This window comes from Algoriphagus aurantiacus (genome assembly GCF_035156405.1).
Lineage (GTDB): Bacteria > Bacteroidota > Bacteroidia > Cytophagales > Cyclobacteriaceae > Algoriphagus > Algoriphagus aurantiacus.
The window spans coordinates 125,595-150,106 of sequence record NZ_JAXRUT010000001.1 but is presented as its reverse complement, the minus strand read 5'-3'; the positions used below and the strand labels follow the sequence as shown (position 1 = coordinate 150,106).

Sequence of the window (24,512 nt, the reverse complement as noted above, 5' to 3'; positions counted from 1 at the left end):
GAAAATGAAAATTAAATCTACAATCCTAGGACTAGCAGCCCTGCTTATCGGTGGGATGGTCCAAGCTCAAGAAGGATGGAACTTCCCCTCTGATCCAGCTCTAGAAGCTAAAGCTAGAGAACTAAACGCAGCTTACACTGACTTCATGAATTCTGATCAGGATATTGAAGCTACTCATCCACTGCACTGGTTGCTTGTCAATGTGCCTGAGCTCAATGAGTCTATTTATCAGAATGGAGTCAAAATATATGATGAAGCTGCCAAAGCTACTGCTGACGAAGCTCAAAAGAGAGTTTATCAAGATTCAGTTATCACGCTTTACAATAAAAGAGGCGAGATCTATAATAATGAGAAAGAGTGGATAGAAAATAAAGCTTATTACGGCTACCAATATTATAAAGGGGACAAAGATATGCTGAAAGGTCCAATTGCTGATTTTGAAAAAGCTATGGAGCTTAATGGCAAAATAAATTATCAATTAACAGCGGCTTATTTCGATCTAGTCTATAGAAATTATGCTCATCACCAAGCTTATACTGGAGAGGAAATATTGGCTATTCATGACAAAATCAATAAAATGCTTGACGAGGCTGCTGCTGATGGAACAGATGTTTCTAGCCAAAAAGGTACACTTGAGCAATTGTTGGTTGCTATGGAGTTAATCGATTGTGATTTCATCGAAAATACCATGGGTCCTAAATTGACTGCTGACCCTACTAATGAAGCACTAGCTGATCAAATCTTCAAGTATTCAGTTCAATACAAATGTTTCTCGTCGAAGGCATTCTTGCAAGCACTAGAAATGAAGCATGCTAAAGATCCATCGTTCTCTACTTCTCAGGTGATTGCTATGAGATATATGCAGGAAGATAATGCTCCTAAAGCTGAGGAAATGTGGAATCAAGCTTTAACACTTGCCGAGAATGATACTCAGAAAGCAGATGCACAGATGGAACTTGCTAAGATTTATGCAAAGCAAGGTAAGAAATCTGCTGCTAGAGCTGCCGCTAAGGAAGTTGCTAATTTGGACACTTCCAGAACTTCAGATATTTACTCAATGATTGCGGGTATGTATATGAATTCGTTTAATGATTGCAAAGGCGGAGTAAGTGTCATAAAGGATAGAGCTATTTATATAGCGGCATACAATGCCTATCAGCGAGCTGGTGATTCCAACGGAATGGCACAGGCAAGAGCTCAGTTCCCTTCTAAAGAAGAAGTCTTTACTGAAGGAATGCAAGTAGGTCAGTCACTAAGCACTGGCTGCTGGATAGGTGAGACGGTCACTTTGGCAACTAGAGATTAATCATACTACTGATACAAAAAGGCAGTCTTCGGGCTGCCTTTTTTCATTTATATGCGTAAAGCAATTTTCAAGTATCTTTGAGCTGTGAAGACTAGTTTATTTTCGTTTGTATTGATTTGCATCATTGCGCTGACAAGCTCCTGCAGGGAGGATGTGGATGCATCGGCCATTGAGGTTTATAAAGGACCAATGAAATCAACTCTCAACATACATTTAATACAAAGTGACTCAGCCATAGTTCGGTCAGAGATTAAAGCTCCTAAGCAATTGGAGTTTGCAAACGGCAATCTGGAGTTTCCTGATGGAATAGAGATTCAGATTTTTGAGAAAGATGGCCAATTGAGCACAACAATCAGAGCAGATCGAGGCTATTTTTTAAAAGCGGAAAGTACTTTCAAGGGAGAAGGTGATGTGCAAGTTCATAATCTGATCAAGGATCAAAAACTTCAATCTGAAGAGCTCTTTTGGGATCAGATTAAGAAAATAATATATACTGAGAAATTTGTAAGGATACAAAATGGAGGCGCCTTTTCTTATGGATCAGGCTTCGAAGCAGATGAAACTTTCACTAACTATTCCCTTAAAGACCCTCGGGATGGTCAGATTGAAATATCTGAAGATTAGATGAATCTATTTAAAGAAGGTTTTGATAAATAATATTGAACGTTATGCATTCCCGTTATTCCCATATTATTCAGAATGAAATTAGTTGACGCATTATTATTATCGCTATCACTTGCTCTCATGATTGTTGGCATTCATCAGACTGTCACTCAAGGAGTGGAAGCATCGTACGCCATTTTTATGTTTGCGGTAGCCTTGCTATTTTGGTTTCAGTACCGAAAAATGCAAAAACCCCAAGAACCACCGACCCCTAAGAGAAAGAATAAACCCGGCAAAAAACGCTAAGCATGGAATTAAGTTATGATTTGATTTATGTGATCATCACGCTGGTTTTTTCAGCGTTTTTTTCAGGGATGGAGATTGCATTTATCTCAGCCAATAAGCTTCAGATAGAGCTTCAAAATAAGCAAGGCGATCTTACAGGTAGAATTCTTAGTGTTTTTGTGCAGCGGCCTGGACAATTTATAGGTACTACACTTTTGGGCAACACTATATCGCTGGTGCTCTACGGGATATTCATGGCATACCTAATGGAAGATCCTCTGAAAATGTGGCTTGGACTTAATAATGACGCGATTATTTTGGTTTCACAGACCTTAATTTCCACTATTGTGGTTTTGATCACAGCTGAATTTTTGCCGAAAAGTCTATTTATGCTGAATCCAAACAGCATGTTGAATTTCTTTACGCTACCGTTTTACATCATTTACATATTTTTTTACCCGGTAGTATGGGCAGTGGTAGGGCTTTCGAGATTTTTCATCACCAAGGTTCTCCGTTTGGAATACAGTGAAGATAAGCCAGTTTTCACGGTAACTGACCTCAATAGCTTTGTCCAAAATCATATGCATAAAGGAAAAGAAGATGGACATGTGGAAATAGACACAAAAATTTTTGACAATGCGGTGGAGTTTAAAACTGTGCGGGTGCGAGAATGCATGGTGCCTCGAACAGACATCATATCTGTAGAGGTAGATGACCCCATCGAAGAACTAAAGAAGGTATTTGAAGAAAGTGGGCATTCTAAGGTGATTGTCTATCGGGAATCTATCGATGATGTCATCGGCTATTGCCACCAATTAGAGCTATTTAAGAAGCCCAAAACCATAGAAGAAATTCTTACTCCGATTCTTATTGCTCCAGAATCAGCTCTGGCTAATGAGTTACTGATCCAATTTATTCAGGAGCGAAAAAGCCTGGCTTTGGTAGTAGATGAGTTTGGAGGGACTTCCGGAATAGTTTCTATGGAAGATATTATTGAAGAGATTTTTGGGGAAATCGAGGATGAATACGATAGTGATCATTTGATCGAGCAGCAAATTTCTGAGCAGGAATATTTGCTGAGTGCGCGTCATGAAATTGACTACCTCAATGATAAATATGGTTGGGAATTGCCGATAGGGGACTTTGAGACCCTATCCGGACTGATTCTTTCCCTTACTGAGAATCTTCCAAAGAAGGGAGAATCGGTTACTTATGAAGCGTATAATTTTACTGTGGTCACCAAGCAAGAGCATAGAATTGAGACTGTTCGCCTGAAAATAAACACCTCTGGAATTTTCTAGTTAAGCGTTTGATTCAGAATATATTTTGAATTTCGTTAGTAATGCTATTATTTTGCGACACTCTAAAAAAGCGTAGTAACAATAATGGCGTTAATTAAACAAATTAGACAAAGGACAGGTCTTATGATCGGTGTAATTGCCGGCGGATTGATTTTATTCCTCCTGGGAGGAGATTTATTAAGTCCAAATTCCACACTCCTAAATTCCAATCAAAATATCGTAGGCGAGATCGCAGGTGAAGATATCACTTACGAAGAATATATCGCCCGAGTTGAAGAATTCAAATTATCGAATCAGCAACGAACAGGTAGAGTCCCTTCTGAAGTAGAAATGTATTCGATCAGAGAGCAAGCTTGGCAATCCATGATAGTGGAGCGTGTGTTCAAAGAAGAATATGAGAAATTGGGTTTAACTATTTCCGATGCGGAATTGGTTGATATGGTTCAGGGCAAAAACATTGTTCCAGAATTACGTCAGCAATTGGTAAATCCAGAGACTGGCCAGTTTGACAAAAGTCAGTTGGTTACTTTCCTACAATCACTAGAAACAGCAGATCCTGCACAGCAGGCATATTGGAATCAGCAAGAGCAGCTTTTTGCAAACTCTAGACTGAGAATCAAATATGATAATATGCTAGCGACCTCTGAGTTTGCTACCCAAGCTGAGGCTAAGGAAGAATACAAAGCAGCGAATACAATCGCAGATGCTTCTATTCTATTCGTTCCTTTCTATGCAGTAGCTGACGCTGATGTAGAGGTTACGGAAAGTGAAATGCAAGCGTATTTGGATAAGAACAAAAGTAAATTCAAGTCTGGCAATGCTGCTAGCCTGGAATATGTAAGCTTTAGCATCCAGCCAAGCGGAACAGATTCCGCGGAAGTTATTTCTCAGATCAATGAATTGACCAATGAGCTAAAAACTGCTGAGAACGATTCCCTTTTTGTATTGAGAAATTCTGAAGGCCCAACTCCTTATTTGACAGTAAGACCAGGCGATGCACTTCCTGCTAATTTGGCGAATAATGTGTCAGACATTCAAGCTGGAGAAACTTATGGCCCATTCATCACTCCCAACTCTACCTATGTGTCATATAAGATTACTGATCAATATGAGGGAACACCTAGATTAAGAGCATCACATATACTTTTCAGCACTGAAGGAATGGATGAAGCTGCAAAAGCTGCTGTAAAAGAGCAGGCAGAAACAGTTCTTGCTGAGGTGAAGGCTGATGGAAACTTTGAGGTAGCCGCTAGACAATATGGTCAAGACGGTACTGCTCAGACTGGTGGAGATTTGGGTTGGTTTGCTAAGGAAGATTTTGTTACTGAATTCGCAGAAGCTGCTTATGCTGCAAAATCTACTGGCTTGCTAGCAAATTTGGTAGAAACAGAATATGGCTTCCATATCATAAACGTGACTGAAATGCCTAAAACCACTTATACCAAAGTGGCAACATTAGAATTGGAATTAGTAGCAAGTGATGTGACTAGAAATGAAGCTTTCAGAAATGCTGATTCTTTTGCAGCAAACGCTGGAAATAGAAATGAGTTTACTGAAAACGCAACAACCGACAATTATAGAATTCTACAAGCAAACAATGTAGATGCTAACGCTAGAAATATCAATAATCTTCAAAATGCTAGAGAAGTAATTCGCTGGGCATTTGATGATGGTACTTCCACAGGAGAAGTTTCTACAGTTTTTGAACTTGACAATGCTTACGTGGTAGCTACTCTCGTCAGCAAGAGAGACGAAGGTGATTTGAAGTTGGTTGATGTGAAGGAGCAAGTGGAAGCTCAGGTGAGAAATGAGAAAAAAGCAGAGGTGATCAAATCTAAGCTTGCTGGTAAGACTTCTCTTGAAGATATGAAAGCTGTCTATCCAAACGAAGCTTCTCTGAATGAAATTCCTGATTTGAAGCTAAGTGCAAATGTGATTCCCGGTGTTGGATTCGCTCCACGTGCTATCGGCACTATATTCGGAGTGCAGCAAGGCGAGATCACTCAGCCTATTCGCGAAGATGTAGGTGTGATCGTGGGTAAATTGAATGCATTGACTCCAGCAGCAGAAATTGGTGACTATTCTGCTTACCAAGGTCAATTGACTCAAAATGCTTCACAGCGAACGACGTATTCGGTCATGATGGCTCTGCAAGACCTGGCAGGCGTAAAGGACTATCGATATAAATTCTTTTAATAGAAACTAGATTCGGAACCCATGCCATACAGCATGGGTTCTCTGTTTATATTCGAAACATAATTTGCCAATCACAACCTGTTATGGACAAAAAGGAATTTGATAAAGAGAACTTCAAAGAAAAATTAGAAGCCAGTGGTGAGTTTCCCCAGCTTTATATGTTTAAGTTTATAGTTCCGAATGGAAAGGAAAGCGAGGTAGCTGCTCTACTTCCAAAACATGAAATTGGTACAAAAGAGAGTTCTGGAGGAAAATACGTTAGCGTTACTATTCAGGCAATGATGAAAGACCCAGATCAGATTATCAAAATCTATGAGCAGGCTGCCGAAATAGAAGGGTTAATCTCACTTTAAACTCATTGACTTATGTGGAAAGAAGAAGATAACAAACTCAAGAAAACATTCAAGTTCAAGGATTTTCAGGAAGCTTTTGCTTTTATGACCCGTGTGGCATTTTTGGCTGAGGGCATGCAACATCATCCTAATTGGAGTAATGTATATAATATGGTGGAAATCGAATTGACTACCCATGATTCCGGGAATACCGTGACCAAAAAAGATCATGCCCTGGCCAAAGCTATTGATGAGTTGTTTGCATGAGTGAAAATTCCCCAAACCTATTTCTGGTCCCCACTCCTATTGGTAATCTCAAGGATATTACGCTTCGAGCTATTGAGGTACTGAAAAGTGCCGATGTCATACTGGCTGAAGATACGCGTACCAGTGGCCAACTGCTAAAACATCTGGAAATCTCCCGGCCGCTTCAGAGCTACCATATTTTCAATGAGCACAAGACGGTAGAAAAACTAGTCGAGCGCATGAATAAGGGAGAAGTATTTGCCTTAATCAGCGATGCTGGCACCCCTGCTATTTCAGATCCAGGTTTTCTCTTGGTAAGGGAAGTACTTGCAGCAGGATTAGACGTGCAATGCCTTCCTGGGGCTACGGCCTTTGTTCCTGCTTTAGTAAATAGTGGGTTGCCAAATGATAGATTCGTTTTCGAAGGATTTTTGCCACACAAAAAAGGAAGGAAGACAAGAATAGACGGGCTTATCGAAGAGGTAAGGACTATTATTTTTTATGAGTCTCCACATCGTCTGCTCAAAACTCTTGGACAGCTTTCTGAATCTTTTGGAGCGGACAGACAAGCGTGTGTATCCAGAGAACTCACCAAGCTCCATGAGGAGAACGTAAGAGGCACCCTAGCGGAGTTAATAGAATATTATCAGACCAATACCTTAAAAGGCGAAATCGTCCTTACAGTGGCAGGTAAAAATCCCAAAGCCTGAATTTTATGCAAACAACTTTTATGATCTCAACTGAAAAACTTACACTGCTTTTAGAAAAAACTCAAGAAATAGCCAAGGAAGCTGGAGCTTTTATCCGCAGGGAAAGACAGCATTTCAATCTGGCTCGTGTAGAGCACAAAGGATTTAATGATCTGGTATCCTATGTGGATAAGGAAGCTGAAAGGATAATTGTGAATAAACTTTCTCAAATCTTGCCAGAGGCTGGTTTTATCACTGAGGAAGGCACTAATTCTACCCAAGCTGAAGTATTTAATTGGGTGATCGATCCACTGGATGGCACGACTAATTTTGTTCATGGTGTGCCGATTTTTTCTGTGAGTATCGCTTTAATGGAGCGCGAGGAAGTGATTTTGGGAGTGGTTTACGAGGTGAATCATCATGAATGTTTCTATGCCATGAAGGGTGGAGGAGCATTTTGTAATGACACACCCATCAAAGTAAGTGCGGCTATGGCGCTTTCTGAATCGCTGATAGCCACAGGATTCCCCTATAACAGTTTCGATTTGATTGATAAATATCTGGCTGCGTTAAAATCGTTAATGAAATCTTCGCATGGTGCCCGTCGATTTGGAAGTGCGGCTGTTGACTTATGCTATGTTGCCACTGGGCGCGTTGAGGGATTTTTCGAATATAATCTGAATTCCTATGACGTCGCTGCCGGTACGTTGATTGTAGAAGAGGCAGGTGGCAAAGTCACAGATTTCTCAGATGGAAGAGATTTTATATTTGGAAGACAAATATTAGCTTCTAATAAAAGAATTCATGAGGAAATCCTCACGGTTTTGAAAGAAGCGTGGGCTTAATTAGCCTAAGAAATAATACCAAACCAATATACTTAAGATAGAAATCGGGATTCCCAATCCGGCAAGTAGCGTTGCGAGTTTTGGCTTAAGGTCATATTGAATGGCGACTATTGATCCGGTGATCATGGGAGCCATCCCACTTTCGAGTACGGTGACTTTGAATTCAAGGCTGTTTTCCGGCAGGAAATTTCTATAAATCAACCAGACCATCAGAGGTGCAAGCAAAAGCCGATAACCCATGCCAAGCCAATAAAACTTGGAGTTAAGGGAGTCGAAATCTATTGAGAACTTCAGGCCGATAGCGAAAATGGCAACCGGAGCCATTGTTTTCCCAATCAAGGAAACTATTGGAATAAGAAACTCGGGGGTTTTCCATCCCAGAATACTCATGGCAATAGTCACCAACAAAAATCCGAAAGGTGGAAAGCGAAGTATTTTGAGGGGGATTTCTCTCAAATTTCCTTCTTTATGGGAATAGATTGATCCCACCAAAATCGCAAGGGATGAAACCAGTAAAAATGAGCCCCCTTGATCTATCAAGAGTGCTATTGGCAAACCTTCTTTGCCATATAATCCTTCTACCACTGGAAATCCCAAAAACGAAGTATTCGCTAATCCTGCCACGATTACCAAACAACCAGTGGTCTGTCTATCCCACTTTAAAATTTTACCGAGCATCCCAAAAATCAGCCAAGATAAAAGGAAGGTGAACCAGGCCGAGGATATGGGTAAGAGCAATTCCCATCCAGGGGCTATTTGTGGGATGTATAGAAGTGCCAAGGCAGGCAGAACAATGTTTAATAGATAAGCATTGACCCACTTAGTTATTGTTTCCAACGGGAGATTGGATTGTTTTTGTAAAAAAAGGCCCAGCAGTAGGCATAAAAATGCAATGAAAGCTCCGGTCATGCTGCTTTTCTGTAAAATGTAGTTTTTATTAACATAGAATTAATTGTATATAATTGTACGTTGTTGATTATCAGTATATTTTTGAGACAAATAACCGTAAGTCTATGACTAAACTTATACCAATTTTTATCAACGGGGGTAAATGGATTCAACTTTCACAGCTGTCTAAAGAGCAATCCACAAACTTGAAGTCCTGGCTACCCATTAGCTGTTTGAAGAAAGTTATGTTTCAAGGAAATGAATTCAGCGATTGCCTAGATTTCGAAACGTACGAGTATTGGTTTCGCACTCATCAAGTTTCTGAGCAAAAGCAAGCCTTGCTGGACTTCTAATCCAATCCGAAATTTTTTCTCTTCTCCTCGAAATATTTACTTAGCTCCGGGTAGAAGTCACTTTCAACTTCTGGAATCCCGTCCAAAATTAATTCCATATTACCTTCCATCAAATCTGTATTTACCTGCATACCTTCTATTAGATACACCATATCTTCCATGCTTAAGACTTCATAGCTCGATGAAGGATAGAGCATGTAGTCATTTCCATAGAAGTCCACCGCTTCAAACTGGATTTTCCCTTCCAACCAGTGTGCATAAATGCTGATTTGCTCTCCCCATTGACTTTCTGGATAATTCAGTTTTACTAATAAAACAGATGTAGTTTCATTGGTAAAATAGCTTTTAGGGTGGAATTTGAAATCAATCATCCGTCAAAAATAGCAAATCCGTAGGATTGAGAATCCCAATCCCAATTTTGGATTGGATAATCGGGACTTTCGGACTATTTTTGGGCACATTTGCAGGTATGCCATTTGGCTACCGATCCATAAAATTTGGCTTTCAAACCCCTGATTATGAAAAGAGATTCGCTTGTTTTCGACCTAATCAACGAAGAAGAGGACAGACAAAAGAGAGGCATCGAACTGATTGCTTCCGAAAACTTCACTAGCAAACAAGTGATGGAGGCGGCAGGAAGCGTGCTGACCAACAAATATGCGGAAGGTCTTCCAGGCAAGCGCTACTATGGTGGTTGTGAAGTAGTGGATAAGATCGAGCAATTAGCAATCGACAGAGCAAAAGAGCTTTTCGGCGCTACTTGGGCCAATGTTCAGCCTCATTCAGGCGCACAGGCCAATGCAGCAGTGTTATTGGCATGCTTGAAAGCTGGCGACCCGATTTTAGGATTTGATCTTTCTCATGGCGGTCACTTGACCCACGGTTCTCCTGTGAATTTCTCGGGTAAACTTTATGACCCACATTTCTACGGAGTAGAGGAAGAGACAGGAAGGATCGATTATGATAAGCTACAAGAAAAAGCACTTGAAGTTTCTCCAAAATTGATTATCTGTGGTGCTTCAGCTTACTCCAGAGATTGGGATTATGCTAGATTAAGAGAAATTGCTGATGAAGTTGGAGCTATTCTGTTAGCAGACATCTCTCACCCGTCTGGGCTTATCGCTAAAGGACTTTTGAATGATCCACTGGATCATTGTCATATTGTTACTACTACTACCCACAAGACCCTTAGAGGGCCTAGAGGTGGTTTGATCATGATGCGTGAGGATTTTGATAATCCTTGGGGATTGACTACTCCTAAAGGAGAAATCAAAAAAATGTCCTCTCTACTTGATATGGGCGTATTCCCCGGCACTCAAGGTGGACCTTTGGAACATATTATTGCTGCAAAAGCCATTGCTTTTCAGGAATGTTTATCAGATGAATACATGCATTATGTACTTCAAGTGAAAAAGAACGCATCCGTAATGGCGGATCAGTTCGTAAGTCTTGGATATCAAATCATCTCAGGAGGAACGGACAATCACATGATGCTTATCGATCTTAGAAATAAAGACCTTACTGGCAAAATTGCAGAACAGACTCTTGGAAAGGTAGATATTACCATCAATAAAAACATGGTGCCATTTGATACCAAATCTCCTTTTGTTACTTCAGGTATGAGAATAGGTACAGCGGCTGTTACCACCAGAGGTTTGAAGGAAGATGATATGATCAAAATTGTCAATCTGATAGACAGAGCCTTGACAAATCATGAAAATGAGGCTGAATTGGCCAACATCCGAAGCGAAGTGAATGCTTGGATGACTCAGTTTCCATTATACTAGACTTTAGATACCACCCGTGGCGTTAGATCAATACCAAGAAGAAGAAGAGGAAGAAGAAGGAGGAATGTCCTTTTTGGACCATTTAGAAGCTCTGCGTTGGCACTTGCTTCGCTCTGTAGCAGCTATTCTGATTTTATCAGTTGCGGCCTTTTTGGCCAAAAGCTTTGTTTTCGGTGTAGTAATCCTTGGTCCCTCCAAGGTTGATTTTGTTACGTACAGGTGGCTGTGTCAGCTTAGTGATTATGCAGGACTGCCGGCACTTTGTATAGACGAACTACCATTTACTATCCAAAGTAGGCAAATGACAGGGCAGTTTACCATGCACATGACATCAAGTTTTGTGGTGGGATTTATTGCTTCATTTCCTTTTGTATTCTGGGAAGTGTGGAGATTTATCAGTCCGGGGTTGTATGACCAGGAGAAAAATGCAGCACGAGGAGCCGTTTTCTTTGTGAGCTTGTTATTCTTCATGGGAGCTGCATTTGGCTACTTTATCCTATCTCCACTTTCGATCAACTTCCTATCAAATTACCAGCTGGATCCTTCGATTCTCAATGAATTTGATATTACTTCCTATATATCCACATTGACCATGCTGGTGTTGGCCTCGGCGATCATGTTTCAGCTTCCAGTGGTGGTATATTTCTTGGCCATGTCAGGCTTGGTGACTTCGAGCATGCTTAAGTCCTATAGAAGACATGCCATTGTGGTAATCTTGGTTTTGTCCGCTGTCATTACTCCTCCCGATGTAATCAGCCAAATTTTGATTGCAATGCCGATCCTAGTCTTGTATGAGGCTGGAATCCAGATTGCAAAGAGATTGGAGAGAAAGAGAGCAATCAAGCGGGCGAGAGAAGAAGCCAATGATGCAATGGGAAATAGAGATTGATTGTAAGTATCAAGTAGCTGGTACCAAGTATCAACAAACTAGAACTAAGAAAAGAGAGTTTAGAATAAGAATCGTAAGACAAGATGGGAGACTGAGGTCTACTGTCTTCAGGCTTTTATAAAAATATGGCAAAGAAAATAGCAATAGGCGGAGATCATGCAGGCTTTGAATACAAAGCTAAAATGATCAGCAAACTAGAATCTGAAGGCTATGAAGTAAAGGACTTTGGTCCCTTTACGGATGCTTCTGTGGATTACCCTGATTATGTTCACCCGTTGAGTTCAGCTATTGAAAATAGCGAGTATGAATTGGGAATTGTGATCTGCGGAAGTGGAAATGGTGTAGCTATTACCGCTAATAAGCACCAAGGTATCCGTGCCGCCCTTTGTTGGAACGAAGAGCTTGCTTCACTTTGCCGCCAGCATAACAACGCGAACGTCATTGCACTACCAGCTCGATTTATCACTTATGAATTGGCAGAAAAGCTGGCTGAGATCTTTCTGACCACCGAATTCGAGGGCGGAAGACATCAGAATCGTGTGAATAAGATTGCTTGTAGCTAAGTATTGTAGGATACCGGGTGTCCGGTGTCCGATGCAAAAAGCCCAAACCTGAAAATTCAGGTTTGGGCTTTTTTATAGAAACTTTATATTTCAAAATGAGGCTTTTACAAGCTTACATTTCCATTAGCAACCTCACTTGCCAAGATCAGGGCATTATACAAGTTGGCGATTTTGCCGGATTTGGAGATTTCCGAAAAGGATTTTACTTCCCCTTCAGGCCCACCTACCTGGACTTTCAGGGTAGATGAGATTCCTGACTCCATAATGATTTTCTTCACTTGGGCGGCACTCAGGCTTGGGAAATAAGATCTTATCATAGCGGCTAAACCTGTGACTGCCGGAGCTGCCATGGAAGTACCTCCCTGAAATTCATATGAATCTTGAGGCATAGTGGAATATATCTTATCCCCAGGGGCAAAGATGTCCACATTCTCTTTTCCATAATTGGAGAAAACAGCGATCATATCTGATCCATAATCAGATGTCAATGCTCCCACTGTAAGGTAGTTATTGGCCACTTCCTGTGAGTATTCAATGGAATGGTCGTTAGGGAAATTAGTATTCTCAGGATTGTCAAGATCTAATGACTCATTCCCTGCAGCATGAACAAACAGAACATCCTTGGAAGCGGCATATTTCAATGCCTCATGTACCCATTCTGAATTAGGAGAAAATTCCTTTCCAAAACTGGCATTGATCACTTTAGCTCCATTGTCTGCTGCATATCGGATGGCAAGGGCAATATCCTTATCATATTCATCACCATTTGGCACAGCCCGAATGGACATGATTTTGACATTTTTAGCTACCCCATCTACCCCTTTTTTATTGTTTCTAGTAGCGGCAATGATACCTGCTACATGTGAACCATGGCTTTCTTCCGGATCCCTGGTTGCTGGATTTCCATTTCCATAGTTAGAATCGGCAATATCATAAGGATCATCGCCTACCGGAGTACGTCCATTAAAGTCCACGTTCAAATTGTAATTGAGCTGATCACCATAATACTTGATTCCTTCCTGTAGATCCTTTATGGCGAGTGGAATCTCTTGTCCATAGCTAATTGCCTGCGCTAACATATCTACTGATCTTTCTTCATGCGCATTTTTAGGTTGATAGCCTTTCAAGTCTGCAAGAGAATAGAATTCTTTGCCCAAGGCATTTTGCATGTTTTGATCAGCCATCATAATTAACTGCTCTATCTGCTTAAGTTGAGGTAGAGATGATTTGGCTTTATTGAGCTCTTTGTCTAGTTGCGACTTGGCAGCTTCTTGATAGGCTTCGTCTCCAAATTTTAATCGTACGATCCGAGCCATTTCCAATTGCTCATTGTAGGATTCTCCCAAGAAGTTATAGCCGTGTATATCATCCACATACCCATTGCCATCGTTATCTATCCCGTCTCCAGGCTTCTCGCCCCGATTGGTCCAAAGCACGTCTTTGATGTCTTCGTGATTTAGGTCAATCCCGGAATCAATAACTGCAACGATTACCTGCTTGCCTTTTCTCTTTTTCAGGAGTTCGGCATATGCGCGGTCCACACTCATTCCCGGAATGGTATCTTTTTGCAAATCTAAATGTCCCCAGTGTTTGCCCTCTTGATCTGTCAATTCAGCTATTTTGGGACTGTAACTAGTATAAGTTATTGGAGGAGCTGTGATTAAGTAAGAGGAGTTACATCCCATTACCATCAGGCCAATACTTAGCCCTGCCAATAGTTTAAGCTTAGATTTTATCATAGTTAAATGTAACGCCAGCGTTTGAAAAAGAGTGGAATTTTACCTGTTAAAAATGGTGAAGTAAACGTGGTTTTACTTAAGTGGATGATTAGGAAGATGATTTAATTTAAGTGGATTCACTGAGTAGTTGTCCTAGCGGTTTGAACTCACCATCTTGATTGATCTTGGTCTCAAATATTCTGAGAAGTAATAATTCAATAATATATTCTACCCGCTGAACTGGCGTTCCTACAGGACGTAGCTTGTTATGCAGCTTTTTGAGTGCATTATTTGTTTTGTTATCTGAGTAATGTACGGTCGATCTTCCCATTAATTTTTTACTGTAGTTAATTCAAATATTTTGTACCAATAGAAGAAAGCCTCTGGATTAGACTTTTTCAATCGATTCAATCTTGGCCAAGACGGCTCTCCAATAGCCCAATCTTTCATGATAGCTGGATTTCCATATTTTTCAATTTTGGTGTGATTGTATTTCATCAGAGTAGAAATGTATGCTGCCTTTGATGCAAAAATGATTGCTTTATCAATATGAAATGACTCTGAGAAAATAAATCTGGAAACTCGCTGAATGCCAGTTTGAAGATGATCAAAATCACCTTTTCCATCTGCGCCCCTACTCACTAGGCAAAGTGAAGTTTGGTAGATATCTTCCAGCACATCATTAACTGTTAGTTTTGGTTGATTTCTATATTCAAGTTCAGTTAAAGCGAATTTTTCAAAAGTCTTTTTTATAAGACCTCCACCTTCCGCAATGTCCACCAGGTTTCCAATATCATAAAGCTGCTTCATGATTTCCATACTCATGCTAATCTCACCTTTGTAGTAAGGAATGCCAGTAGAATTGGGTGCATAGGCTGTTAATTTATCACCCAGAATATCTTCGATAGAAGGTACTTTTACTCGAATAGGTTCTCCATCTGAAAGTAGAAACTTAGAGTTAATAGGAACCTCAATAATTTTAGAGTACTCCACTTTTTCGAATAAAATATCTAGCAATATACTTTCCTCACCGGCTTGGGTTTTGTGGATGGGTTGATAAAAAAACTTATAGTGAGCTTTATGGATATTAAATGAAGTTTTACGTTCCTGAAGTTCAAATCTTGTAAAACCTTGTTCTTGGAGCAATGTTTCAAAAGTCTCTTTCAGATCTTCAGGTTCATGTTCAATTATAATGTCAATATCAATGGAAAGCCTTTTGGAAGAATCCAGAAGTAGCATTAAAGCAGTACCTCCCTTAAAAATAAAATCTAAATTCTGCTTCACCAATCCCTCCAAAAGCATTGCTCTAATAACCTTCTCCACAAGTATTTTGTCAGCCTGTCTATTTGAGGAGGACACTTTTGTAATCCAATCAATATGTAAAGAGTCACTACGTATCATTTCAAATTAACGGCAGCAAATTAAATATGGTGCCGATATATAGATATTTCATTTAAATAATTATCTAGCTCCTCTCTTCTTCTTCTTCTGCTTGCATAGCGTAGCATTTTACTCTCATTAATTGTATATTTTTCAAATGCTTCATTAAATATCTGGTTCATTTCAGACCCTTGTTGAGCATTAAATATCACGGGATCGCAGAATATATCAACCAACAACTTCTCTATTGTAACTGTAGGAATTCCATTAACCTCCTGAATAGGGGCTTCAGAAACCAGAGACTTAACTATCCAAGGCTCCTTTTCATCAATCATATAGTGCCTAATTAGTTGCTCGGAAGGCTCCAAAAAAACAGAATAGCTTCTTTCCTTTAAGTAAAAAAAGATGCTTTCCAAGGCATCCCTATCAACTTCTATCAGGTGGTAATATCTCCCTGGTTGGTGAAGCATGAATTCATTTAGCACTGAAGTACTCCAAATACATACTGACAAAAAAGGGAAGTCTACCTTTATCTTTTTATAAACGGAGTTAAGTTTGCTTGATAGTGCAGGGGTATATACCTCACCTTTACTCAGGGAAAACCTTCCTCGTCCAACTCTATTTAAGATACCTTTTTGTACAAGAGTGTAAATCCTCCAATTAACAGCAGTCTTTTTCACATCTGGCTCAAGAGTCCGATAGAACTCCATCAAGTCAGAACTCGAAAGTGTCCGATTTGATCGAAATTGATCCTTTATGCTTTCAATATGTAGTTTATTTTGTGCGATGGATATGAATTTAATTCTTTAAATGTACGAATCTATATATTGGCATCAAATGGTTTTTGCTGCCAATATATAGTTATTATTTTAACGAGTTTAATATTGTGGGAAAATGTATGAGTGTGGAATTAAAAGTATTTACCCCTCCCTCTGATACCATCTAAAACTCACATACCCAAAAGCCATTATAGCCCAGAAAATGGCCATCAAACTCAAATTGTAAATGCTCATGGCTACCATAGCAACTACTGCGATCACCAAGGCAATAGCTGGGAAATAGGGGAAAAGAGGCACTCGAAAAGGCCTCTCTAAATCTGCATGATTTTTCCTTAAAGCAAAAAAGGCAATCATGGATACGATGTATAAAGTCAATGCTCCAAAGCATGCAATGGTAATGATTTCCCCGGTTTTGCCAGTCAGCAATGCCAAAATCCCAATTCCCATATTCACTATTAAGGCATTGATTGGAGTCTTTGTTTTAGCGTTTACTTTCCCCACAAAAGGACTGACGTAGCGCTCTCTGCCAAGTTCTAAAGTGGATCTTCCGGCAGCCAAGATGATTCCATGAAAGGAAGCTACCAATCCAAACAAACCAACCGTAATCAATAGATGATAAAGGATATTGCTTTCCCCGACGATCTTGGCCAGCGCAAGCGGCAAGGGAGAATCTGATGGCTCAGTACTTCCGGGAGGATAAACGATGGCTTCCCAACCGTCCACTCCGACTGCCGAAGTAAACGTCAAAATACATAAAATCACTAAAGTCAAGATAGCCGAGCCAAATCCAATCAGAATATTCCGTTGGGGGTTCTTGGCTTCTTCGGCTACATTTGCCACGCCTTCTATTGCCAAGAAGAACCAGATCGCAAAGGGAATCGCTGCGAAAGCCCCGCCCCAGCCATTCGGCAGGGCATTGGTAGTTAAGTTTTCAAACTCAAATGCTGTAAAGCTCACTCCTGAGAAAAGCAGTAACTCAAGTACTGCGATGATCGTAATGACCAATTCAAAATACGCGGCGAATTTGACACCGCTGATATTGATCGTTGTGAAAATGAGATAAGCTGCTATGGCAATGGTGGTGACACTGATTTCAGGGAAAAAGACATTGAAATAGGCTCCTATTGCAGCGGCAATCGCGGGTGGAGCAAATATAAATTCAATGCTTTGAGCCATTCCTGCCAGGAATCCCCAGTTTTTCCCTAATCCCAATCTGGCATAATCAAATGCTCCTCCGGCTTTGGGTATAGCACAAGCCATCTCAGTATAGCTGAAGGTGAATGTGACATACATGATGATAATAAAAAAGGTAGCCACTGCTAGTCCAAGCGTACCGCCCTCCGCAAGGCCTAGGTTCCAACCGAAATACATCCCCGAAATCACATAGCCTACACCCAAGCCCCAAAGCATAAAAGGCCCAAGCGTTCGTTTCAATTCACTGTTTTCCAATGTCATTGGTTAATAGTTGTGTGTCATAGGTGTCCTTGAGATCAACACCGGATAGTTTTAATCGAAGAGCTTCTGAGGTCAAAAAAGCGAGTTTTCCCGCTGCATAGGCATAGGGTAATCCACCGGCTCGAATATTGGAAATACAGTTTCTTTTTTCGTCTGTATTTCCTGCTTTTGGGTTGTATGTCAAATAAATCCCCATGCTATAGGGAGAGCTTAGACCGGGCCTTTCTCCGATCAGGATAATTGCTAGTTTGCTGGAAAATAACTCGCCGACCTCGTCACTGATTGCAACTCTAGCCTGACTGACCAGACAAATAGGAGCCAGTGAAAATTGGGTTATCAAGGGTAAAAATTCTTTTAGAAAGTTGATTGCGTGAAGCGAAATGGCATTAGAGGAAAGACCATCTGCAATAAGGATGGAAATATCTGCGGTCGGGGAATTGGAGTTCGTAATTGTATCAATGGATTCCTGACTGAGTTTTCTCCCTAGATCTGGACGTTTGATGTAGGTTTCCCGGTCTTGGGCTTCACTACTCAGTATAAGGTAAGGGAGGTTTAATTTCTCTAACCCATGCTGCAATAAAGGGAAGTCCAACGTTGTCCAAACAGCATCTTTTGCCAGTGCATGATCTTTTCGAAAACGTAATAGTTCAGCTGTCTTAAGGCTACCACCAGCTCTTCCCAATGCGATTCTGGCATCGGTGAATTCCCTTAACTTTTCCCAGGAATTGGAAGAACCGCTCATATTTCCAAAAGTTTACTTCCGGGATTGATGTCAAGTAGTTTCCCGCTTTTGTCTGATAAGTTCATTTTTACCAGCCACTCGTCAAACTCAGACGCTCTTTTGAGTCCAAGCACTTGGCGGATATACAACTGATCGTGAAAAGAAGTGCTCTGATAATTCAGCATCACGTCGTCCGCACCTGGCACTCCCATGATGAAATTACAACCAGCTACCCCAAGTAAAATAAGGAGATTGTCCATATCATCTTGATCAGCATTGATATGGTTGGTGTAGCAGATGTCGCAGCCCATAGGCAGACCCATGAGTTTGCCACAAAAATGATCTTCCAAACCTGCTCGGATTACCTGCTTGCCATCGTAAAGATATTCTGGGCCAATAAAGCCAACAACAGTGTTGATCAAGAGTGGTTTATATTTCCTGGCGACAGCATAGGCACGTACTTCGCATGTTTGCTGATCTATGCCATGATGCCCATTGGCGGAGTGAGCACTTCCCTGACCAGTTTCAAAGTACATGAAATTGTATCCAACTGTTCCTCGATTTAACTCTAAACCAGCCTGGTAAGCTTCGTCTAAAATGCTCAGATTGAATCCAAAGCTGGAATTTGTCTTTTCCGTTCCTCCAATAGATTGGAAGATCAAATCAACTGGTGCATTTCTATTGATCAGGTCAATCGTGGTTGTCACATGCGAAAGGATGCAAGTTTGAGTTGGGATTTCATATTGTTGTCGAAGCTTGTCTAGCATTTCCAACAATCTCAAGGTGGTCTCTGCTGAATCTGAGGCGGGATTTATTCCGATGACGGCGTCTCCAACACCGTACAAAAGCCCATCTATCGTACTTGCCATGATGCCCTTGGCATCGTCGGTTGCATTATTGGGTTGCAAACGGGTAGAAAAGTGGCCTTTCAAGCCAAGAGTATTACGAAACTTAGTAATCACTCGAATCTTTGAAGCTACCAGAATCAAATCCTGATTAGCCATGATTTTGCTGACAGCGGCCACCATTTCCGGAGTCAATCCTGTGGAAATTTGAGCTATTTTGAATCCGTCAGTTTCATATGCTAATAGCCAATCGCGAAATCCTCCGACAGTCAGATGAGAAATGGATTGAAATGATTTAGCATTGTGAGTTTCTTGAATCAGACGTGAAATGGAATCTGTTTCGGACGGAATTATTTCCTCATTTAGAAATTGCTTTAAGGGGATATCAGCCAAAACCAGTTTAGCGGCAATTCGTTCCTGTTCATTTCGGGCAGCCAATCCCGCCATTTCATCCCCCGACTTTTCTGGAGATGCTTTTGCCAAAACAGTCTTGAGGTCTGGAAAGGTATAATTGAAATTTCCAACGGTATGCTGATAAACCATCTAATTAAAGTGGGTATTTATTTGGAAATATGCAATAAGGATGGGGGTGGGTTCAGATTTCATTAAAAAAAGTCTAGTCGAAATTCAGCTTTGTAAGAATAAATTAATGCTTCGGGCTAAATTTAAAGGCATTCTGCACCGACTCCTTAGGTTGCTTAGAGCTCTGGATAAGCAGTATGTACCCGCCAACCTCCTCCAGCTACGGGTCGAATTACCACAGTTGCATGCTGTAAATTGTCGGCCCAGTATATTCCTCGTTCACCGCTTCCTCGTATTGCAGTAACCCAACCGTTTCCTACGTGTCTATTTAGTGGTATTCGGGACAATATTAATTCACTTCCACCTGCAGTAACTCGCTCTATATCACCAATATTATCACTAATAACTTCCCCAACTGCGTCAAGCATTTCCTGCTGACTTCTCCAGACTGAAGCGTGTGGCTGACTATTACCTTGCCATACTCGAAAATCCGTTGTTCTCGCGCCACCCGGCAGATCCCGAGGTGCGGGCGGACCATCCAAACTTGTTTCATTTAGAACTCGACGTAGTAATGTTTGGCGAGTATGAAATGGGCCATGACGTTGAAGCATGTGTCCACCAAGACCTTCCCACTCGAGTAATTTTGCTATAGTCAACCTAACTCTGCCGCCTTGAATAACAAGACCTCCAGCTCCAGGTGCAAGCCCTCTTCGCTGTATCCTGCGAAGACGTAATAAAGCCTGTAATCTTCTTGCGCCTGGTACTCTACCTAAAATTGCACGAATTGAACGAATAACACGTAATGATAAACCGCCTGCACCAAGCAATACTGGTAATCCTAAGAGGGAAATAATAGTATAGATAATCGTAGGCCCAATAATTCGACCTAAATTATAAGTAAAAGAGAAAACATTTTGGGATAAGAGAGAGCGGAGTTGGCTTACATAGCCTATTCCCGTTTGAATCCCAAGCTCTTCACCAACTTGTTCTCCTTGGTCGGAAAACATAACTGTTATTATTTGCTTGGCTGAAGCTACAATTTCATCAAAGTTCACGACTGCTCTATAGATTCCAACAATAGCTCCAACTATATCCTGTACTATCCCAACAATTGCACCCGCTAGAAAAACAACTGGAAACACAGAGGTAATTATGACGCTCCCTGCAAGTTTTTCTACTAGACGTTGATAGTCCCTAGGCGTGGCGGTTTGCCTAAAACCACCAATCACACCTCGTATAAAACCTTTGGCGCTTCTATACATATTGTACAAAGGGTGTAAAACTCCAGCAATAACCGGAAGAGCAACCCCGGGACCGCGAGTTCCATAGGGACCTCTACGTGGTGCTGTTAAGTCTTGCATTTGTGGAATCGTGCGTTGATGCTCTTCTTGTGCACGCATCCGTTCTAGAGGAGACATTTCTCCTCTAGCTCTGGCATCAGTTTCTAAACGATTTAAAAATAATCCAAATACATTGGCTGAAAAGCTTTCGCTTACCTCAAGTGTCATTTCACTAAGAGCATCTGGATCTGAGAGTAGAGGGCCGCGTAATTGGGCCATTAAATCATCTGCAACACTAGTTGCAGGTTGTGGATTGCGTCTCTGTGAATCTGCGATCATAGCAATTCGACCTAAGCATGATCCTATTTCAGTGCAAGGTTGCAATTCCGATGAACCATCTCTTTGTATGGTATCAAAAGGAATTGGGGATTTTTTTGGCCCATGACTGGCCCCACCATTTTGTTGCACCACATGCGTCAGCTCATGCGCCAATAGCTTTTTGCCTCCGTGACTTTGAGTGTCGAATTTCCCCGAATTGAAGTAAATGTCTGAACCATGGGTGAATGCTTGAGCACCCAGATTTTTGCTCATGGTTTCAGCGCCAGGGTTAGTATGGATTCTTACATTCGAAAAATCAACTCCAAAGCCTTTCTCCATTTCTGACTTGGTGTTTTTAGGCAGAGGGTCGCCGCTCCCTTTGGAAGAATAGAGCTGGCTGGCAGTTTCATCCGAAACGGTCGGTTGTGAGGTAGCCCCGTGCTTGGCCATAAGAGTTGATTCTTCCTCGTCTTCTCCTACATTTGCCTGAAGGGAAATCTTCGATTCAGGCATCCTTTGGATTTCCTCTTCTTTAAGATTTTCCTTTTCCTCCGCTTCACAGTTACTGCATTTGGCTTGAACGGGCGGGAAAGTTGAAGCTGAAGACTTACTTATATTTATTTGATTTGAAGCACCGCTTGCAGATTGGGCGTTGGCCTCATTTGGGCTAGACGAAGGAATTTTGGCTGGCTCGGGATGTGAAGAATTCTCAGCAAGTCTGTTTATGACTTGGTCAGCGACCGTATCCGCCTCTTGTTCATATTGATCTCCTGGTGCATTGACTTTCAATTTTGCTTGTACCGGCACAGGAGCAAAAAAAGAACTTGTCCTCTTTCGATTGGACAAGGTATTGAGCTTTTTTCTTTCCTGTACAGTTTCCATTATGGTAAAATTTATTGTTGAAAGCGTGAGTTACTTGTATTTCTTGCCATCAAACCATTTTTGGAGTTCGGGGGAAATGGTATTTAATTTATTTGATACCCAAAAAGAATAGGCTTCTGCATAAAACTCTTCTGGTTTATGAGGCCAATTTTTTCTGGCATAATCAGAAATTGGTTGGATATTGTTTGCTTCTACAAACTCTACAAATTTCTGGACTCGTGCGGATCTTTCATGTGCTAAAGCATTGGCCTTTGCCATATGAAAAAATGTGTCCTGATACTTTTCAAAAGAAGGTAAAATTGTCAATAAGGGATGGCTTCCATCTTTTTTGGAAAGTGCTTCAAATGCTTGGCCTCTCGTCTCGATGAGTTTATTGATCTCAACAATCAAAGTCTCTACTTCACTTTCGGATTTGTCCTGATCCTTGGTTTCTGTGTAAAATGAATCGATTTCAGTACTCAGAGACTCTACTGAAGTAGCGTATTGCTTAGCTTCGTCGAGATCGGTCATCTCTGTCGTTATTTTTCCTTTGGAACTAGCCAAAGCTGTATCGTGATCCGTCTTGGCAGAATCTGAGTTCTTTTTGATCGTATCTAGGTCAGATTGGTCAATATTATGTTTTTTGGCTTCTTTATCTTTTTTCTCCCATCCTGTTTTGGCCTTTTTTGCAGCACCTTCAGCAGAATTAAACTCCGTTTCCTTTTTTGTCCTCACCTTTCTCTTTTGCTCTACTATTTTTTTCAACGCATCCAAATCAGACTTCAATTGTTTTTTGAGTGAAGCATCGGATTCATTATTATACTCGTCTGCCTTGCTATTGTAATCTGTGACTGCGTCATTGAATTCATCATTAGCGGTATTGAATGGATCAGCGCTGTCATTTTGTTGGTTCACCTTTTCATTGAGTTTTGCTAAAGCCACGTTTGCTGCTAAATTGGCCTTTCTGCTAGGTAGGCTTGCTATGGCATGACCAACTTCGTGTTGGACTAATCTTTTCTGCTCAGCCTCTGTAGATCCACTACTGAAATTCAAATCTGCTATTTCAAGTTCGTACTCATTGGTAACTGTGGTGTCGTCTACCGATTGTTCTGAGCCAAATTGACCTGCTGTTTCACCACCCAAACTATTAACTCGCTTCAGGACTACGTCTTTAAGGGCGGAGATATCAGCTTTTGGAATCATTTCGAGTCCTTCTTTAGTTATCCGCAATTCTTCAGAAGTCCAATTAGAAGAACCATCCTCTACTGATTTAAGGGAAAAAGCAGCTTTTATCGAGGACTTTAGCTTTGCGATTTTATCTTGCTCTACTTTTTCTGCGTCTTCATCTGGATCCCTTTGAATTTGTTTTGTTCCCTGCGCTACATGAGTTAATTCATGGGCAAGAAGCTTTTTCCCTTCAAAAGATTGGGGCTGGTATTGACCCTTTCCAAATACAATGTCATTTTGAAAAGTGTATGCTTTGGCATTGATCTCATCAGCACTTTTATTGGCGGGACCATCCCTGTGAATTCTGACATTACTGAAGTCTTGGCCAAAAGAGGTTTCCATAGATTCTCTTACTTCATTTTCTATAGGTTTTCCAGTAGTTCTAATAGAATTATTTACTGGTGAAGGAGTTCTATTTTTTTGTCCTTGCAAAGGATTATTTTGCGTTGTCTGTATCCCGGATAAATTCTCTTTTCGCGAAATGGAATCAATTGATCCTTGTGGAGAAACTACTTGGTTGGCAATAGCATCAGCTTCTTGCTCATAAGGGTCACCTGGTGTATTGACCTTAAGTTTGGCTTGAACTTGAGTAGGTGAAAAAAAAGAAAATTTCATTTTTTCTTTAAGTGAGGAACTGGACTTACTTTGTTCTTTCGACTCTTTCATAGACATAAAAATTTATGAGCTCATTTCTCCGCATAAGTGTTGAATCAAATAACTCTATAGCTTTAAATATCATTTAGGCGCCCTCAGATCAAAAATCAAAAGAGAGTTAGCCCTTAGGATTTCATCATTTACTTTAATACTTACACAAACTTTGATATCCTCTTTATTAAATCCATTGACTGAAATGAATGGAAAACTCAAATCGAATTTAAAACCTTCATCCTCTCCCACATGTATTGATTTTTGATCTATTTCAACGTAATCAGGGAGCTTATATAAGTGAAATTCGTTTATTGGCAGTTCTTTTTTTCCATCAGTGATAACGGCCTCCATCACAATGAAAGAGAAAGGTTTTTTGCTATTATTTATGACTTCGAAACACCCGTTCGTAATTTGAGGTGTTTGCCCCAAATAATACACTTTGCTTACTGGTATTCCATTAAACTCAACTTTCATC

General features: G+C 40.8%; 24 protein-coding genes. 12 read left to right on the top strand and 12 right to left on the bottom strand.

The features are described 5' to 3' along the window. Nucleotides 1-4: 4 nt before the first annotated feature. From SYJ56_RS00615 to SYJ56_RS00580, 8 genes are all read left to right on the top strand, one after another. Nucleotides 5-1,306, top strand: a complete 1,302-nt coding sequence (locus SYJ56_RS00615; RefSeq protein ID WP_323831457.1) for a hypothetical protein — start codon at nucleotides 5-7, stop codon at nucleotides 1,304-1,306. 84 nt (nucleotides 1,307-1,390) lie between these two features. After that, nucleotides 1,391-1,930, top strand: coding sequence for an LPS export ABC transporter periplasmic protein LptC (gene lptC / locus SYJ56_RS00610; protein WP_323831456.1), 540 nt, complete (start codon nucleotides 1,391-1,393; stop codon nucleotides 1,928-1,930). A gap of 287 nt (nucleotides 1,931-2,217) precedes the next feature. Further along, nucleotides 2,218-3,495 (top strand): hemolysin family protein, encoded by a 1,278-nt coding sequence (locus SYJ56_RS00605; RefSeq protein WP_323831455.1) that lies wholly within the window; start codon nucleotides 2,218-2,220, stop codon nucleotides 3,493-3,495. Nucleotides 3,496-3,579: 84 nt separating this feature from the next. Continuing rightward, complete coding sequence (locus SYJ56_RS00600) at nucleotides 3,580-5,691, top strand: SurA N-terminal domain-containing protein (protein WP_323831454.1); 2,112 nt, start codon at nucleotides 3,580-3,582, stop codon at nucleotides 5,689-5,691. Nucleotides 5,692-5,774: 83 nt separating this feature from the next. After that, on the top strand, nucleotides 5,775-6,044 hold the full coding sequence (locus tag SYJ56_RS00595; protein WP_323831453.1) for a DUF493 family protein: 270 nt from the start codon (nucleotides 5,775-5,777) through the stop codon (nucleotides 6,042-6,044). A gap of 12 nt (nucleotides 6,045-6,056) precedes the next feature. After that, entirely contained in the window at nucleotides 6,057-6,290 is a 234-nt protein-coding gene (locus SYJ56_RS00590; RefSeq protein WP_323831452.1) for a 4a-hydroxytetrahydrobiopterin dehydratase, read from the top strand. Continuing rightward, nucleotides 6,287-6,979, top strand: coding sequence for a 16S rRNA (cytidine(1402)-2'-O)-methyltransferase (rsmI, locus tag SYJ56_RS00585; protein WP_323831451.1), 693 nt, complete (start codon nucleotides 6,287-6,289; stop codon nucleotides 6,977-6,979). Before SYJ56_RS00590 ends, rsmI begins: the two co-directional genes overlap by 4 nt. Before the next feature lie 5 nt (nucleotides 6,980-6,984). Next, on the top strand, nucleotides 6,985-7,803 hold the full coding sequence (locus tag SYJ56_RS00580) for an inositol monophosphatase family protein (RefSeq protein WP_323831450.1): 819 nt from the start codon (nucleotides 6,985-6,987) through the stop codon (nucleotides 7,801-7,803). Here SYJ56_RS00580 and SYJ56_RS00575 read toward each other — a convergent pair whose 3' ends face one another. After that, nucleotides 7,804-8,712: an AEC family transporter gene (locus tag SYJ56_RS00575; protein WP_323831449.1), complete on the bottom strand. Its 909-nt coding sequence runs from the start codon at nucleotides 8,710-8,712 to the stop codon at nucleotides 7,804-7,806. It abuts the gene before it with no gap. A gap of 104 nt (nucleotides 8,713-8,816) precedes the next feature. Here SYJ56_RS00575 and SYJ56_RS00570 point away from each other — a divergent pair, with 104 nt between their 5' ends. Then, complete coding sequence (locus SYJ56_RS00570) at nucleotides 8,817-9,044, top strand: hypothetical protein (RefSeq protein ID WP_323831448.1); 228 nt, start codon at nucleotides 8,817-8,819, stop codon at nucleotides 9,042-9,044. Here SYJ56_RS00570 and SYJ56_RS00565 read toward each other — a convergent pair. After that, nucleotides 9,041-9,415: a UDP-glucuronosyltransferase gene (locus SYJ56_RS00565; RefSeq protein ID WP_323831447.1), complete on the bottom strand. Its 375-nt coding sequence runs from the start codon at nucleotides 9,413-9,415 to the stop codon at nucleotides 9,041-9,043. The genes SYJ56_RS00570 and SYJ56_RS00565 overlap by 4 nt on opposite strands. Nucleotides 9,416-9,562: 147 nt before the next feature. On the opposite strand from SYJ56_RS00565, the gene SYJ56_RS00560 reads away from it, so the two are divergent. From SYJ56_RS00560 to rpiB, 3 genes are all read left to right on the top strand, one after another. Beyond that, the gene (locus SYJ56_RS00560) at nucleotides 9,563-10,831 is read left to right on the top strand and encodes a serine hydroxymethyltransferase (RefSeq protein ID WP_323831446.1); all 1,269 of its coding nucleotides are present in this window, start codon (nucleotides 9,563-9,565) and stop codon (nucleotides 10,829-10,831) included. 16 nt (nucleotides 10,832-10,847) lie between these two features. After that, nucleotides 10,848-11,720: a twin-arginine translocase subunit TatC gene (tatC, locus tag SYJ56_RS00555; protein ID WP_323831445.1), complete on the top strand. Its 873-nt coding sequence runs from the start codon at nucleotides 10,848-10,850 to the stop codon at nucleotides 11,718-11,720. A gap of 125 nt (nucleotides 11,721-11,845) precedes the next feature. Beyond that, on the top strand, nucleotides 11,846-12,283 hold the full coding sequence (rpiB, locus tag SYJ56_RS00550; RefSeq protein ID WP_323831444.1) for a ribose 5-phosphate isomerase B: 438 nt from the start codon (nucleotides 11,846-11,848) through the stop codon (nucleotides 12,281-12,283). A gap of 104 nt (nucleotides 12,284-12,387) precedes the next feature. Here the strand turns inward: rpiB and SYJ56_RS00545 are convergent, their stop codons facing one another. The 10 genes from SYJ56_RS00545 to SYJ56_RS00500 form a co-directional block, all read right to left on the bottom strand. Beyond that, the gene (locus tag SYJ56_RS00545; RefSeq protein ID WP_323831443.1) at nucleotides 12,388-14,022 is read right to left on the bottom strand and encodes a S8 family serine peptidase; all 1,635 of its coding nucleotides are present in this window, start codon (nucleotides 14,020-14,022) and stop codon (nucleotides 12,388-12,390) included. A gap of 106 nt (nucleotides 14,023-14,128) precedes the next feature. Continuing rightward, on the bottom strand, nucleotides 14,129-14,332 hold the full coding sequence (locus SYJ56_RS00540) for a hypothetical protein (protein WP_323831442.1): 204 nt from the start codon (nucleotides 14,330-14,332) through the stop codon (nucleotides 14,129-14,131). Next, entirely contained in the window at nucleotides 14,332-15,402 is a 1,071-nt protein-coding gene (locus SYJ56_RS00535; RefSeq protein WP_323831441.1) for a nucleotidyl transferase AbiEii/AbiGii toxin family protein, read from the bottom strand. The genes SYJ56_RS00540 and SYJ56_RS00535 overlap by 1 nt, the downstream gene beginning before the upstream one ends. 20 nt (nucleotides 15,403-15,422) lie before the next feature. Continuing rightward, a complete protein-coding gene (locus tag SYJ56_RS00530; RefSeq protein ID WP_323831440.1) occupies nucleotides 15,423-16,061 on the bottom strand; it encodes a DUF6577 family protein in 639 nt (212 codons plus the stop codon). Nucleotides 16,062-16,301: 240 nt separating this feature from the next. Beyond that, nucleotides 16,302-17,615: an ethanolamine permease gene (gene eat, locus SYJ56_RS00525; protein WP_323831439.1), complete on the bottom strand. Its 1,314-nt coding sequence runs from the start codon at nucleotides 17,613-17,615 to the stop codon at nucleotides 16,302-16,304. Continuing rightward, nucleotides 17,596-18,357: an ethanolamine ammonia-lyase subunit EutC gene (gene eutC, locus SYJ56_RS00520; protein WP_323831438.1), complete on the bottom strand. Its 762-nt coding sequence runs from the start codon at nucleotides 18,355-18,357 to the stop codon at nucleotides 17,596-17,598. The genes eat and eutC overlap by 20 nt, the downstream gene beginning before the upstream one ends. After that, nucleotides 18,354-19,724 carry an ethanolamine ammonia-lyase subunit EutB gene (locus SYJ56_RS00515; protein WP_323831437.1) on the bottom strand — a complete coding sequence of 457 codons (1,371 nt, stop codon included), beginning with the start codon at nucleotides 19,722-19,724 and terminating at the stop codon, nucleotides 18,354-18,356. The genes eutC and SYJ56_RS00515 overlap by 4 nt, the downstream gene beginning before the upstream one ends. Nucleotides 19,725-19,879: 155 nt before the next feature. Further along, entirely contained in the window at nucleotides 19,880-22,183 is a 2,304-nt protein-coding gene (locus SYJ56_RS00510; RefSeq protein WP_323831436.1) for an eCIS core domain-containing protein, read from the bottom strand. A gap of 30 nt (nucleotides 22,184-22,213) precedes the next feature. After that, a complete protein-coding gene (locus tag SYJ56_RS00505; RefSeq protein WP_323831435.1) occupies nucleotides 22,214-24,055 on the bottom strand; it encodes an eCIS core domain-containing protein in 1,842 nt (613 codons plus the stop codon). A gap of 69 nt (nucleotides 24,056-24,124) precedes the next feature. Next, nucleotides 24,125-24,511 carry a hypothetical protein gene (locus tag SYJ56_RS00500; protein WP_323831434.1) on the bottom strand — a complete coding sequence of 129 codons (387 nt, stop codon included), beginning with the start codon at nucleotides 24,509-24,511 and terminating at the stop codon, nucleotides 24,125-24,127. Nucleotide 24,512: the final 1 nt, after the last annotated feature.

Bases quoted from the DNA above. Each gene is read 5' to 3' on its own strand.
- rsmI (WP_323831451.1), top strand. From the start codon at position 6,287: ATGAGTGAAAATTCCCCAAACCTATTTCTGGTCCCCACTCCTATTGGT.
- SYJ56_RS00515 (WP_323831437.1), bottom strand. From the start codon at position 19,724: ATGGTTTATCAGCATACCGTTGGAAATTTCAATTATACCTTTCCAGAC.
- SYJ56_RS00560 (WP_323831446.1), top strand. From the start codon at position 9,563: ATGAAAAGAGATTCGCTTGTTTTCGACCTAATCAACGAAGAAGAGGAC.
- SYJ56_RS00595 (WP_323831453.1), top strand. From the start codon at position 5,775: ATGGACAAAAAGGAATTTGATAAAGAGAACTTCAAAGAAAAATTAGAA.
- SYJ56_RS00500 (WP_323831434.1), bottom strand. From the start codon at position 24,511: ATGAAAGTTGAGTTTAATGGAATACCAGTAAGCAAAGTGTATTATTTG.
- SYJ56_RS00605 (WP_323831455.1), top strand. From the start codon at position 2,218: ATGGAATTAAGTTATGATTTGATTTATGTGATCATCACGCTGGTTTTT.
- SYJ56_RS00505 (WP_323831435.1), bottom strand. From the start codon at position 24,055: ATGAAAGAGTCGAAAGAACAAAGTAAGTCCAGTTCCTCACTTAAAGAA.
- SYJ56_RS00535 (WP_323831441.1), bottom strand. From the start codon at position 15,402: ATGATACGTAGTGACTCTTTACATATTGATTGGATTACAAAAGTGTCC.
- rpiB (WP_323831444.1), top strand. From the start codon at position 11,846: ATGGCAAAGAAAATAGCAATAGGCGGAGATCATGCAGGCTTTGAATAC.
- SYJ56_RS00565 (WP_323831447.1), bottom strand. From the start codon at position 9,415: ATGATTGATTTCAAATTCCACCCTAAAAGCTATTTTACCAATGAAACT.
- eat (WP_323831439.1), bottom strand. From the start codon at position 17,615: ATGACATTGGAAAACAGTGAATTGAAACGAACGCTTGGGCCTTTTATG.
- SYJ56_RS00600 (WP_323831454.1), top strand. From the start codon at position 3,580: ATGGCGTTAATTAAACAAATTAGACAAAGGACAGGTCTTATGATCGGT.
- SYJ56_RS00545 (WP_323831443.1), bottom strand. From the start codon at position 14,022: ATGATAAAATCTAAGCTTAAACTATTGGCAGGGCTAAGTATTGGCCTG.
- SYJ56_RS00590 (WP_323831452.1), top strand. From the start codon at position 6,057: ATGTGGAAAGAAGAAGATAACAAACTCAAGAAAACATTCAAGTTCAAG.
- eutC (WP_323831438.1), bottom strand. From the start codon at position 18,357: ATGAGCGGTTCTTCCAATTCCTGGGAAAAGTTAAGGGAATTCACCGAT.
- SYJ56_RS00615 (WP_323831457.1), top strand. From the start codon at position 5: ATGAAAATTAAATCTACAATCCTAGGACTAGCAGCCCTGCTTATCGGT.
- SYJ56_RS00580 (WP_323831450.1), top strand. From the start codon at position 6,985: ATGCAAACAACTTTTATGATCTCAACTGAAAAACTTACACTGCTTTTA.
- SYJ56_RS00510 (WP_323831436.1), bottom strand. From the start codon at position 22,183: ATGGAAACTGTACAGGAAAGAAAAAAGCTCAATACCTTGTCCAATCGA.
- SYJ56_RS00540 (WP_323831442.1), bottom strand. From the start codon at position 14,332: ATGGGAAGATCGACCGTACATTACTCAGATAACAAAACAAATAATGCA.
- SYJ56_RS00570 (WP_323831448.1), top strand. From the start codon at position 8,817: ATGACTAAACTTATACCAATTTTTATCAACGGGGGTAAATGGATTCAA.
- SYJ56_RS00575 (WP_323831449.1), bottom strand. From the start codon at position 8,712: ATGACCGGAGCTTTCATTGCATTTTTATGCCTACTGCTGGGCCTTTTT.